10 protein-coding genes are annotated in these 12,767 nt (G+C 28.4%); 9 read left to right on the top strand and 1 reads right to left on the bottom strand.

Going from position 1 to position 12,767, the window contains the following annotated elements; translation table 11 throughout:
• Positions 1 to 213 precede the first annotated feature (213 nt).
• Positions 214 to 885, bottom strand: a complete 672-nt coding sequence (locus tag EJJ37_RS11110) for a helix-turn-helix transcriptional regulator (RefSeq protein ID WP_133015652.1) — start codon at positions 883 to 885, stop codon at positions 214 to 216.
• A gap of 128 nt (positions 886 to 1,013) precedes the next feature.
• On the opposite strand from EJJ37_RS11110, the gene EJJ37_RS11105 reads away from it, so the two are divergent.
• The 9 genes from EJJ37_RS11105 to EJJ37_RS11065 all read left to right on the top strand — a co-directional run bounded on the left by EJJ37_RS11105 (position 1,014) and on the right by EJJ37_RS11065 (position 12,735).
• Entirely contained in the window at positions 1,014 to 2,744 is a 1,731-nt protein-coding gene (locus EJJ37_RS11105) for a glycoside hydrolase family 13 protein (protein WP_133015651.1), read from the top strand.
• 236 nt (positions 2,745 to 2,980) lie between these two features.
• A complete protein-coding gene (locus EJJ37_RS11100) occupies positions 2,981 to 4,201 on the top strand; it encodes an ROK family transcriptional regulator (protein ID WP_133015650.1) in 1,221 nt (406 codons plus the stop codon).
• A gap of 64 nt (positions 4,202 to 4,265) precedes the next feature.
• Positions 4,266 to 5,789 carry a UDP-glucose--hexose-1-phosphate uridylyltransferase gene (gene galT / locus EJJ37_RS11095; RefSeq protein ID WP_133015649.1) on the top strand — a complete coding sequence of 508 codons (1,524 nt, stop codon included), beginning with the start codon at positions 4,266 to 4,268 and terminating at the stop codon, positions 5,787 to 5,789.
• A gap of 28 nt (positions 5,790 to 5,817) precedes the next feature.
• A complete protein-coding gene (locus EJJ37_RS11090) occupies positions 5,818 to 6,981 on the top strand; it encodes a galactokinase (protein WP_133015648.1) in 1,164 nt (387 codons plus the stop codon).
• A gap of 325 nt (positions 6,982 to 7,306) precedes the next feature.
• Positions 7,307 to 8,164 carry an SAM hydrolase/SAM-dependent halogenase family protein gene (locus EJJ37_RS11085; protein ID WP_133015647.1) on the top strand — a complete coding sequence of 286 codons (858 nt, stop codon included), beginning with the start codon at positions 7,307 to 7,309 and terminating at the stop codon, positions 8,162 to 8,164.
• A gap of 43 nt (positions 8,165 to 8,207) precedes the next feature.
• Positions 8,208 to 8,762, top strand: a complete 555-nt coding sequence (locus EJJ37_RS11080; protein ID WP_420808541.1) for an ECF-type riboflavin transporter substrate-binding protein — start codon at positions 8,208 to 8,210, stop codon at positions 8,760 to 8,762.
• 274 nt (positions 8,763 to 9,036) lie between these two features.
• On the top strand, positions 9,037 to 10,737 hold the full coding sequence (locus tag EJJ37_RS11075; protein WP_133015645.1) for an ABC transporter ATP-binding protein: 1,701 nt from the start codon (positions 9,037 to 9,039) through the stop codon (positions 10,735 to 10,737).
• A gap of 2 nt (positions 10,738 to 10,739) precedes the next feature.
• A complete protein-coding gene (locus tag EJJ37_RS11070; RefSeq protein ID WP_133015644.1) occupies positions 10,740 to 11,567 on the top strand; it encodes an energy-coupling factor transporter transmembrane component T family protein in 828 nt (275 codons plus the stop codon).
• 211 nt (positions 11,568 to 11,778) lie between these two features.
• Complete coding sequence (locus EJJ37_RS11065; protein WP_133015643.1) at positions 11,779 to 12,735, top strand: polysaccharide deacetylase family protein; 957 nt, start codon at positions 11,779 to 11,781, stop codon at positions 12,733 to 12,735.
• Positions 12,736 to 12,767: the final 32 nt, after the last annotated feature.

Here is a 12,767-nt window from a genome sequence, read left to right as displayed (position 1 = left end):
AAATATTAATTTGGAAGGACCATTGAAATTAAGCCGTAGAATTTAATAATTGATGGAGTAAAGTTGCGTAAAGAAGTTTTTACTGTTTGAGCGAATAGCGAGTTTAAAAACTTTAGCAAACTTTACGGAATCAATTATATAAATTCTAGGTGAAAATTTCACGGTTACTGGAAAATAAATATTTCATTTTTTCGCTTCCACGTAGCGAAGAATTTAGTTATAGTGTGTGTTGCGAAATTCGGAAGGGGACATTCCTTCAAAGGCTTTAAAGGTTTTTGAAAAATGGCTTTGATCATAAAAGCCCAATGATATTGCTATATCAAGCATACTTTTATTTGTTGTAAGTAATAACACTTTAGCCCTATCTATTTTTATTTTCTTAGAATATTTCATTAGAGATATTCCCATATGTTTTTTAAAACAAGTTGATGCATATTCTGGTGTTATTCCAAGATGTTCAGATATTTTTTCAAGTGACATAAAACTTTCAATATTCATATGAAGGTGCTGAAGAAGCTTGTTTACTATAAAGTTATCCTTAACTTCTATATCACTAATTAAAAACTCAAGATAGGCTTCAGCCATTTCTATTTCTAATTCTTGAAGAGATTTTAAATCATTAAGAGTTGGAATTTTAACATAATATTCATTATAAAGAGTATGAAGATATTTCTTAGAAATACCATGTCTTATAATTTCTTTAGAGAATATTGCATTCCATATATATAAATCAATTTTTTTATCCTCCATATTTAAATCATCTTCTAATTCACCAATATGTTTTTGTTTAATTTTATGAAGAATAGCAGGTCTATTACTAGTGTCAATAAAAGAAGAAAATTCATTACTAAAAATATTTAAGTCAGAAATAAAACTTTCATACATAACAATTACCCCCCATAATATAGAAAATCATATTAATTATATATATATTATATTATAAATATACAATCAAGAGTATGAAAAATTTTTATAATAATTATGTAAATGTTTTAAAAATAGAGGTGAAGTTTATGAATAAATATGCTGTTTTTCATATTTTAGATACTCCTTATTCTTATGGAAAAGATAAGGATACTTTGATTGTAAGAGTTAGAGTAGCAAGAAATGATGTTAAGGAATGTTATATTTATTATAAAGATAGGTATGATTGGGAAAATCCATATAATAAAAAAGCTATGAATGTAGTTGCAGAAACAGAACTTTTCACATATTATCAAACAGAAATATCAGTTTTTAGAAATAGATATAGATATTATTTTGAATTTATTGATATGAATGAAGAAAGCTTTAAATATAATGAAAGAGGATTTGTAAATCCAGAATTTAAGTATAATGATATGAATTCTTTTCAGTTTCCTTATATAGCAGAGGAAGATTTATATAAAGAAATTAAGTGGTTACAAGAAGCTGTTGTATATCAAATATTCCCTGATAGGTTCTATAATGGAAACCCTGCAATAAATCTTCAGGGAACAGGTCAATGGGGAAAAGGGAAAGTTCATAGAAGAAGTATTTATGGTGGAGACTTACGAGGGATAATAGAGAAGTTACCTTATTTAGAAGAATTAGGTGTGAATTTAATTTATCTTACACCTATATTTAAATCTGACACTAACCATAAATATAATACTGAAGATTATTTTAATATAGATCCACAGTTTGGAACATTAGAAGAAGCAAAGGAGCTTGTAGAAAAGGCACATGAGTTAGGAATTAAAATAGTTTTTGATGCTGTATTCAATCATTCAGGTTCAGATTTCTTTGCTTTTAAAGATTTAATAGAAAATCAACAAGAATCAAAATATAAGGAATGGTACTTTATAGATACATGGCCAGTAAAGAAAGCGAAAAATAAGTACTATACTTTTGCTAATGGCTGCGATAATATGCCTAAACTTAATACTAATAATAAAGAAGTAAGAGAATATTTATTAAGGGTAGGAGAGTTCTGGATTAAGGAAATCGGAATAGATGGATGGAGACTTGATGTTTGTGATGAAGTTGGACATGAGTTTTGGAGAGAGTTTAGAAAACGAGTTAAAGCTGCTAAAAGTGATGCAATAATAATTGGAGAGATAATGCATGAAGCTAACTCTTTTTTAAAGGGAGACCAATTAGATGGAATAATGAACTATCCTTTTAAAAATGCTATTATAGATTTTTTTGCTAAAGGAATTATAAATGGAAGAGAGTTTCTAGATATAATGGCAGAAAATAGAGTATTATATATGGATAGCATAACTAAACAAATGTGGAATTTAATAGGAAGTCATGATACGAAAAGAATTTATAATGAATGTGATGGAAATATTAATAGAATGAAACTTGCTATAGCATATCAATTCTTATATATGGGTGTTCCATATATATATTATGGAGATGAAGTTGGACTAGATGGGGGAGATGACCCTGAAAATAGAAAATGTATGATTTGGCAGGAAGAAAAGCAAAATAGAGAATTATTCAATTTTTATAAAAATATGATTAATATTAGAAAAAATAATAAGGTTTTTATACATGGTGATTTTGAAGAGGTTTATTGTAAAAATAACGTTATAGCTTTTAAGAGAGTTTTAGATGGTGAAGAAATTCTATGTATATTTAACAATGGTGATGAGAGTGTTTTAGTAAATATAAACTCAGAATCAAAAGCAGTAAATTTACTTACAGAAAGTGTTGAAAATTTAAGAGAAATAAAGTTAGATAATCTTTCTTTTAAAATATATAAAGTAGTTAAATAATGATTTTAGATTAATAAGAAAAAGAAAAGGCTAGTACAAATTTGAACTGATTCCTGTCTACTTAACAAAGACAGTTAAATTTTGTACTAGCTTTTATAGTAAGTTAACTGAAAGTATATTGACAAAAAATAAAGATATGATAACATTAAGATAAGAAAACAATTTCAAAAGTCTTTAAAAAGAAAGAAAAATTTTTTTGAAGACTTTATTAAAATAATTAATAAAGAAGTGATAAGATGAGTAAAATATTAAGAGGTAGCTTTGAGTTAATGAAACAATTAAATGTTTCAGCTGTACTTAAGGTTATAAAAGATAATGGAAGCCTATCACGTGCAGAGATCGCCAAATTAACTGGTTTGACTCCGGCTAGTGTTACCAATATAACAAAATTTTTAATTGAGGATAATTTTCTTATAGAAAGTAAGATAGGAGAATCTAGTGGAGGAAGACCACCAATAATATTAGAATTTAATCCAAATGCTAGATATGTAATAGGTGTATGTATAGGTGTTGGAGTCATAGATGTAGTTATAACTAATCTTTCAGCTAATATAATAATAAAAAAGACTATGAGAATAGAAGATGAAAGAGATGATTATGATTTAGTTTTTAGGAAGTTAGTTAATTTAATTAATGAAGTAGTTCAAACTAGCAAAATAGATAAAGAGAAAATATTAGGAGTAGGCGTAGCTTTACATGGTATAGTTGATGCAAGAACGGGAATATCTATACATGCTTTATACTATGGTTGGAAAAATATAAATATAAAAGAAAAGTTAGAAGAAGAACTGGGATTAACTGTATATGTAGATAATGACGTAAGGGCAATGGCATTAGGAGAAAGTTGGTTTGGAGCAACAAAGGATATAGCTAATTTTGTAACTTTAAATATATCAAATGGTATAGGAGCAGGGATTATTATAAACAATACTCCTTATTATGGAGTTAATTTTAGTGCAGGAGAAATAGGGCATATAGTAGTGGAAGCAGATGGTGATAAGTGTAACTGTGGAAATTATGGTTGTCTTGAGACTGTTGCATCTAATAACAATATAATTAGAAAAGCAATTAAGCTTATAAAGCAAGGTGTAAATAGTTCTCTTAGTAAAGATATAGATGATATAAACAATTTATCAATAGAAGATATATGTAAAGCAGCCAGCGATGGTGATGAGCTATCTATAACAATATTAAAGGAAGCAGCTAGGTATATTGGAATAGCTATTAGCAATTTAATAAATATATTAAATCCTACAGCAATAGTAGTTGTTGGAGAGATATTTGAGAATACAACACATACTATTGAAACTTTAAGTGAAATAGTTAAAAATAGAGGGCTTAAATTATCAAGTGAAAATGTAAGGATAATTAGAAGCTTATTAGGTAGAGATGCCGCAGTAGTTGGTGCATCAACATTAGTTATTCAAGAGATATTTAACTGTAACAATATAAAATAATCTATGATATTAAGTTTAAAATATATTTTAAATAGTATGAAATTAATAGTGGATGGTGAAAATTATGAATAAGATTGGGTATGAAATTGAAAGGCTTTTAAAATTTGCTTTGAAAAAAGAGATGATTTCTAAGTGGGACATAATTCCAACTAGAAATGCATTGATAGATTTATTAAAAGTAGAAGCGCCTTTTGAAGGAGAAGTAGAAGAGGATATGGAAGAGAGTGCAGTTGAAATATTAAATAATATTTTAGATTATGCAGCTGAAGTGGGGTTAATAGAAGAGAACACTACGACTTTTAGGGATTTGTTTGATGCAAAGATAATGGGATTATTGATGCCAAGAGAAGGGGAAGTTGTTAAAACTTTTTATGATAAATATGAAAATGAATCAAAAGAAAAGGCTACAGATTGGTTTTATGATTTGAGCAAAGCTTCAAATTATATAATGACTGAGAGAATAGCTAAAAATCTTTGGTGGCCAGCTAAAACTGAATATGGTGATTTAGAAATTACAGTTAATTTATCAAAACCAGAAAAAGATCCTAAGGAAATTGCCAAAGCAAAACTTATGAAACAAGTAACATATCCAAAGTGTTTGCTTTGTAAAGAAAATGTGGGATATGCAGGAAGAATAAATCATCCGGCAAGACAAAATCATAGAATTATTCCTATGAAACTAACAAATAAAGAATGGTTTTTACAATATTCACCATATGTTTACTATAATGAACATTGTATTGTTTTTAGTGGAGAACATGAACCAATGAGATTAACAAGAGATTCAATTGAAAGATTAGTTGAATTTACAGAGGTTTTACCACACTATTTTATAGGATCTAATGCAGATTTACCTATTGTAGGCGGTTCAATATTGACTCATGATCATTATCAAGGGGGAAGACATAAATTCCCTATGGAAAAGGCTATTGTAGAAAAATATTATGAAAGTGAAAAATATGGAGAGCTTGAAATTGGAACTGTTAAATGGCCAATGTCTGTAGTTAGAATAAAGGGAAATAATAAAAAAAGTGTTATAGATTTAGCTATGGATATATTTGAAGCATGGAAAAATTATTCTGATGAAGAAAATGATATAGTAGCATTTAGTGGAGATACACCACATAATACGGTAACTCCAATTGCAAGAAGAAAAGGTGAAGCTTTTGAATTAGATATAGTTTTAAGAAATAATAGAACTTCAGAAGAACATCCAGATGGTATATTCCACCCTCATAAAGAACTTCATCATATAAAGAAAGAAAATATAGGATTAATTGAAGTTATGGGACTTGCTGTTTTACCAGGACGATTAGAAAAGGAGTTAGATACTATAGCTAAAATTCTTTGTGGTGAGGTAACTTATAATAGAACAGAAGCAGAAAAGAATAATGAAATTAATAAGCATATACCATGGATAGAAAGAATGATGTCTGAAACTTCTTCATTAACTTACGATGAAGCTAAAGTGTTGTTAAGAAAAGAGGTAGGAGATATATTTGCAAAAGTTCTTGAAGATGCAGGAGTATTTAAGAGAAATGAAAAAGGACAAGCTGCATTAGAAAGATTCCTAAGCACAGTACTTTAAAATAATTTAAGAGAGGTTGAGAAATAATATGAATAGAGAAAAAATGATAGAGTTATTTAAAAGTGAATATGGAGTAGATAATAGAGAGATAAAAACTTTCTTATCTCCAGGAAGGGTTAATTTAATTGGTGAACATATAGATTATAATGGTGGATTTGTGTTTCCTGGAGCATTAACAGTTGGGATTTATGCTGCCTTATCATTAAGAAATGATAATAAAATAAGAATGAGATCTAAGAATGTTGATGGAGAGGTAATAGTTAATCTAGATGAAGAATTAGTTTACAAGAAAGAAGATGATTGGGGCAATTATCCAAAGGGCGTTATAAAAGCACTTAAGGATTTAGGGCATGAAGTACCAGGAATGGATATAGTTTTATATAGTAATATTCCAGATGGAGCGGGACTTTCATCTTCAGCAGCACTTGAAGTGTTAATGGCATATATAATACTTTATTTAGAAAATCCAGAGCAAATTGATAGGGTTGAGATATCTAAGATTTGTCAAAGGGTTGAAAATGAGTTTGTTGGTGTTAATTGTGGAATTATGGATCAATTTGCAGTTGCAGTAGGTAAGAAGGATCATGCAATACTTCTAGATTGTGCATCTCTTTACTATGAATATGCGCCTTTAAATTTAGGAGAATATAGTTTAGTTATAATGAGTACTAACAAGAGAAGAGAACTTGCAGATTCAAAATATAATGAAAGAAGAGCAGAGTGTGAAAAAGCTCTTGAAATTATAAATGAAAATAAAAATGAAAAGTTAGATAATCTTTGTCAAGCAACAATAGATGATATAGAATCATTTATTACTGATGAAACTCTAAAAAGAAGAGCCAAGCATGTTGTTACTGAAAATGAAAGAGTTAAAAATAGTATGGAAATGCTGAAAAATAATGATATATTAGGGTTTGGTAAATTGTTAACAGCATCTCATATGTCTCTTGAAAATGATTATGAGGTTACAGGTATTCATCTTGATACATTAGTACATGAGGCTTTAAAGATAGAAGGATGTATTGGAGCCAGAATGACAGGAGCTGGATTTGGTGGATGTGCAATTGCTCTAGTAAATAATAATAAGGTTGAAGAATTTAAGGAAAAGGTATCAGTAGCATATCAAAAGGTTACAGGAATTACACCATCATTTTATACAAGTAATATAGGTGAAGGAACTCACGTACTATAAAAATAATTATAAATAGTAAAAAGACTGTCTTATAATAAATTTGCCTTGGAAAAATAAAGAAAGGCTGAATTTATTACGGACAGTCATTTTAGATTTTTATATTAAATTACAATTAGAAAGTTTACGAAATTTTTGATAATAGTTTTTAATTAAGCATATAGATAAAGATATTGACTATAAATTAATATAAAAGTATAATTTTAAAGTATTGCTAAAAAAGAGGATGAAATTAATATTCGCATAATAACGAATGAAAAAAACGTTGACTAAGATAATATTCGTTATTATACTAAAGATATGACATGTTATTTAGGAGGCTTATTTTATGAAAAATGCTTTAATATTTCAATCAGACTTTGGTATAGCGGATGGTGCAGTTAGTGCAATGTATGGAGTTGCATATTCTGTAGATAAAACATTACAATTATTTGATTTAACTCATGAAATACCACAGTATAATATTTGGGAGGCTTCATATAGATTAATTCAAACTGTAGTTTATTGGCCAGAAGGAAGCGTATTTGTTTCTGTAGTAGATCCAGGTGTTGGATCACATAGAAAGAGTATAGCAGTTAAGACTGCAAAAGGTCAGTACATAATTACACCAGACAATGGAACACTTACTCATATCAAGCGTATGTGTGGAATTGTAGAGGCAAGAGAAATAGATGAAACTATAAATAGATTACCTAATTCAGGAGCATCTTATACATTCCATGGAAGAGATATATATGCATATACAGGTGCAAGACTTGCTTCAGGGGTTATAAGTTTTGAACAAGTTGGACCAGAAATTCCAGTAGATGAAGTTATTGAATTACCAGTAGTTGAATCAACTAAGGAAAATGATATAGTAACTGGAACAATTGATGTTTTAGATGTTAGATTTGGTAGCCTTTGGACAAATATTGGTAGAGAGCTATTTACTAGTTTAGGAATAAACTATGGAGATAGAGTAGAAGTTTCAATAAAAAATGATACAAGAGAAGTTTATAGAAATATAATGATATATGCAAAATCATTTGCAGATGTTCATGTTGGAGAAACTTTAGTTTATGTTAATTCATTAGATAATTTAGCTGTTGCTATAAATCAAGGTTCATTCTCTAAGGCGTATAACATACAAACGGGAACTAATTGGATAATTTCTATTAGAAAGGCTCCAAGAGTAGTTTACGAATAAAATTAATTTTAATTAATCATAATGTATATAAAAAGGAGGAGACATAATGGGTAACAAATTATCTATTAAGACTATTGTTGCAATTGGTATTGGAGCAGCTGTATTTATGATATTAGGCCGTTTCGGTTCTATTCCTTCAGGAATACCAAATACTAATATTGAAACATGTTATGCATTTTTAGCTTTAATGGCAGTTTTATATGGACCAGTTGCAGGTGTTGCTATTGGATTCATAGGACATGCATTAAAAGATTTAGTGTTTTATGGTTCACCTTGGTTTAGTTGGGTTATTGCATCAGCAGCTGTTGGACTTATTATAGGATTAGCTTGGAAGAAATTAAAGGTTAATGAAGGTGAATTTGGTAAAAAGGAAATGATAGTTTTCAATATTTATCAAATAATTGCTAATGCTATAGCATGGCTTTTAGTTGCACCAACATTAGATATAGTTATATATGCTGAACCTGCTAATAAAGTTTATTTACAAGGAGCTGTAGCAGGAGCTTCAAATGCAATTACAGTTGGAATATTAGGAACTATATTATTATATACTTATTCTAAGACTAGAGTTAAAAAAGGAAGCTTAGATAGAGAATAATATCTATTTTAAATACCGGAGTCTTTAAGTCTCTGGTATTTTTAATGATTAAAGAAAATTTTATATTATAAAATTTTTTTCAGAATATACATATGATTAAAAATATAGTATTATCTTTAATGGGGGTTATTAATTAAGGTTTTGCTAATGGTAAAATTTTAATAATATAACTTAAATAAAGTGCTTAATAGATTATCTATTAAGCTTTAAAGTGATTAATAAAAATTAAATTAATATATTGAAGTTTATATACAAAAAGACGAGGAGATTTGCTATGAAAAAACCTGTAATTGAGTTCGTGGATTTTACTTTTCAATACAGAGCTCAAGCAAAGCCAACATTAAATAATATAAATTTAACCATATATGAAGGAGAAAAAGTACTTATAGTAGGACCATCAGGCTCTGGAAAAAGTACTCTTTCAAATTGTATAAATGGCCTTGTACCATTTTCTAATGAAGGTGAAATTTCTGGTAGTTTAAAGGTTAAGGGAAAAGAAACTAAAGAAATGAGTATATTTGAATTATCAAATTCAGTAGGTACTGTACTTCAAGATCCAGATGGTCAGTTTATAGGATTAACAGTTGGTGAAGATATAGCCTTTAAATTAGAGAATGATTGTGTATCACAAGAAGAAATGAAAGAAAAAGTTAAAATTGTTTCTGAGATTGTAGGGATAGATACTCATTTAAATTCTGCACCTTATAGTTTATCAGGAGGACAAAAACAACGTGTAACATTAGCAGGTGTTATGGTAGGGAACGTAGATATTCTTTTATTTGATGAACCACTTGCAAGTTTAGACCCTGCAACAGGAAAAAGTGCTATTGAACTAATAGATGAAATTCAAAAGAAAACTAATAAGACTATATTAATAATAGAGCATAGATTAGAAGATGTATTACATTGTCCAGTAGATAGAATAATAGTTGTTGATAATGGTAAAATAGCTGCTGATATAACTCCAGAAGAGTTATTAAGTTCAAATTTATTAGTTGAAACAGGAATACGTGAACCATTATATATTACTGCATTAAAATATGCAGGATGCAATATTACACCGGAAATGAGTCCAGAACATATTAATACACTAAAAATAGATAGCTGTAGAGAAAAATTAAAAGAGTGGTATGAAGATACTGTAGAAGATAAAGAAGAAACAAGCGATGAAACTATTCTTGAAATGAAGGATGTAAAATTCTCTTATGAATCAGGTAAGGAAATATTACACGGTGTTTCCTTTAAAGTTAATAGAGGTGAAATGGTTAGTATTGTAGGTAGAAATGGAGCCGGTAAATCAACTATTTCTAAGTTAATATGTGGATTTTATAATCCAACAGAAGGGCAAATATTATTTAATGGTAGAGATTTAGTTAATGATACTATTAAAGAACGTGCGGAAAAAATAGGAATAGTAATGCAAAATCCAAATCAAATGATATCAAAAACTATGATTTTTGATGAGGTAGCTTTAGGTCTCAAAGTTAGAGGGGTTTCTGAAGATGAGATTAAGAATAGAGTTTTTGAAACATTAAAGATTTGTGGATTATATGAATTCCGTAATTGGCCAATTTCTGCATTAAGTTTTGGTCAAAAGAAACGTGTAACAATTGCATCAATATTAGTTTTAAATCCTGAGGTTATTATTTTAGATGAACCTACAGCAGGCCAAGACTTTAAACATTACACAGAAATTATGGAATTTTTAAAAGAATTGAATCAAAAAGGTGTAACAATAATAATGATAACTCATGATATGCATTTAATGCTTGAATATACTAATAGAGCAATTGTATTATCCAATGGAGTAAAATTAGCTGATGATATAGCAGCTAATGTTCTTACAGATGAAGAAGTAATAAATAAGGCAAATTTAAAGGAAACATCACTATATGAATTAGCTGTAAAGGCTAAGTTAGATAATCCAAGAATATTTGTTAAGAAATTTATTGATTATGATAGGAGGATTAGATAGATATGAGTACAATGATTGGATATTCAGATATAGATTCACCTATTCATAGATTAACAGGAGCATCAAAGTTAATTGCTTTAATTATTTGGGCTTTAGCTTCGATGATTACATATGATACCCGTGTACTTTTAGGTATGTTTGTTGTAAGTATAATTGTGTTTAAAATTTCAAAGGTAGAATTTAAGCAAGTTTCATTTGTTCTTTACTTTATATTAATATTCTTATTATTAAATAATGTAGCTATCTTTATATTCTCACCATATGAAGGTGTTCATATATATGGCAGTAGAACAGATTTATTTAAGATTGCTGGTCCATATACTGTAACGAGTCAGCAGTTATTCTATCAATTTAATATAACTTTAAAGTATTTTTCAATAATACCTATGGCATTATTATTTATGGTTGCTACTAATCCAAGTGAGTTTGCAGCTTCGTTAAATAAAATAGGTGTAAGTTATAAAATTGCATATTCAGTTTCAATAGCTTTAAGATATATACCGGATATTCAACGTGATTATCAAGATATATCATTTGCACAACAAGCTAGAGGGATAGATATGTCTAAAAAAGAAAAATTAACAAAAAGAATTAAAAACTCAGCTTCTATATTAATGCCTTTAATATTCTCAAGTTTAGATAGAATAGAAACTATAAGTTCTGCTATGGAGCTTAGAGCATTTGGAAGTAATAAAAAACGTACGTGGTATAATGGAAGACCATTTAAAAAGGGTGATTATATAGCTATAGCTATAGTTAGTATTATATTAGTAATTGCTATATTTGCTACAATAATAAATGGTGGACGTTTCTATAATCCATTTATTTAATAAGAAAATTATAGGTCAATACTATAAAATATTATAGTATTGACTTTTTTTGATGATTTTGTATGACTAAAAATAGAAAATAAACAAAAAAATAAAATTACTGCTATAAATTATAATTTTATTGTAACACTTTTGTAAATTAATTTTAGCTCTATATAGGTATAATATAAAGTAGAGAAATATATAAGAAGTAGCTAGGGGGAATTGAAGAATGTATAAGTTAAGTAAAATTATAACAAAAAATAGTGCTTTAATAGTAGTTTTATTAATAGCTTTTGTATTTAGTATAGGAGCTTTCTATCAAGATAAATTATATAATGAGAATAAAGAAGTTATAGCTATTCAAAATAAAAGTTTTGTTGATAATAAGATTTCTGAATATACTAGCAATGATAGTGCTGATGGAAATGCGCAAAGTAATGAAAATATTAATACTGCTATAAATAGGCAGAACTTAGTATATACTTCTTATGAAAATGATCTATATGCAGATAATGCTAAGGACGTAGAGAATATGCTTAATAAATGGAATTACTTAAGGGAGGATGGAAAAAAGGTTGCATATTTAACTTTTGATGATGGTCCTTCAACTGAAGTAACACAACAAATATTAGAAACCCTTAAAGTTAATAATGTAAAAGCTACATTCTTTGTATTAGGTAGTAATGTTGAAAAAAGTAACATACAAAAGGAACTATTGAAAGAAATGGTTATGGAAGGACACGCCATTGGAAATCATGGATATTGTCATGATTATAGTATTTTATATCCTGGTAGAGTTGCGAATCCAACAGTTTTAGTAAATGATATGAAAAAATCAGAGGAGGTAATGAGGTCTGTTTTAGGTGATGGTTTTAGCACAAGTGTTATTAGATTGCCAGGTGGACATATGTCATGGAATACAAAAGCCCTAGATCCTGTTCTTGAGAAGAATGGATACACTTACATAGATTGGAACACTTTAAATGGAGATGCTGAAAGCAATGATAGAACAGTTGAACAGTTGGTAAATAGATTGAAAGGATCTATAAGAGATTTAGCTGGAAATGATGATGTATTAGTTATATTAATGCATGATACAAATGCAAAGAAAGCGACAGCACAATCATTACAAGAAATTATAGATTACTTAAAGTCTTTAGGATATGAGTTTAGAACATTAAAGTAGAAGGTTTATTAACTAATACTGGGTGAATAGTG

This window comes from Clostridium cuniculi, from assembly GCF_004353185.1.
In the GTDB taxonomy this organism is placed as follows: Bacteria; Bacillota; Clostridia; order Clostridiales; family Clostridiaceae; genus Clostridium; species Clostridium cuniculi.
Note: the sequence above shows the minus strand (reverse complement) of the source record. Positions and strands in the feature narration are given on the sequence as shown.

What these genes read in the sequence shown, in the direction of transcription:
- EJJ37_RS11075 (WP_133015645.1), top strand. Translation starts at nt 9,037, where the DNA reads ATGAAAAAACCTGTAATTGAGTTCGTGGATTTTACTTTTCAATACAGA.
- EJJ37_RS11085 (WP_133015647.1), top strand. Translation starts at nt 7,307, where the DNA reads ATGAAAAATGCTTTAATATTTCAATCAGACTTTGGTATAGCGGATGGT.
- EJJ37_RS11090 (WP_133015648.1), top strand. Translation starts at nt 5,818, where the DNA reads ATGAATAGAGAAAAAATGATAGAGTTATTTAAAAGTGAATATGGAGTA.
- EJJ37_RS11100 (WP_133015650.1), top strand. Translation starts at nt 2,981, where the DNA reads ATGAGTAAAATATTAAGAGGTAGCTTTGAGTTAATGAAACAATTAAAT.
- galT (WP_133015649.1), top strand. Translation starts at nt 4,266, where the DNA reads ATGAATAAGATTGGGTATGAAATTGAAAGGCTTTTAAAATTTGCTTTG.
- EJJ37_RS11110 (WP_133015652.1), bottom strand. Translation starts at nt 885, where the DNA reads ATGTATGAAAGTTTTATTTCTGACTTAAATATTTTTAGTAATGAATTT.
- EJJ37_RS11065 (WP_133015643.1), top strand. Translation starts at nt 11,779, where the DNA reads ATGTATAAGTTAAGTAAAATTATAACAAAAAATAGTGCTTTAATAGTA.
- EJJ37_RS11070 (WP_133015644.1), top strand. Translation starts at nt 10,740, where the DNA reads ATGAGTACAATGATTGGATATTCAGATATAGATTCACCTATTCATAGA.
- EJJ37_RS11105 (WP_133015651.1), top strand. Translation starts at nt 1,014, where the DNA reads ATGAATAAATATGCTGTTTTTCATATTTTAGATACTCCTTATTCTTAT.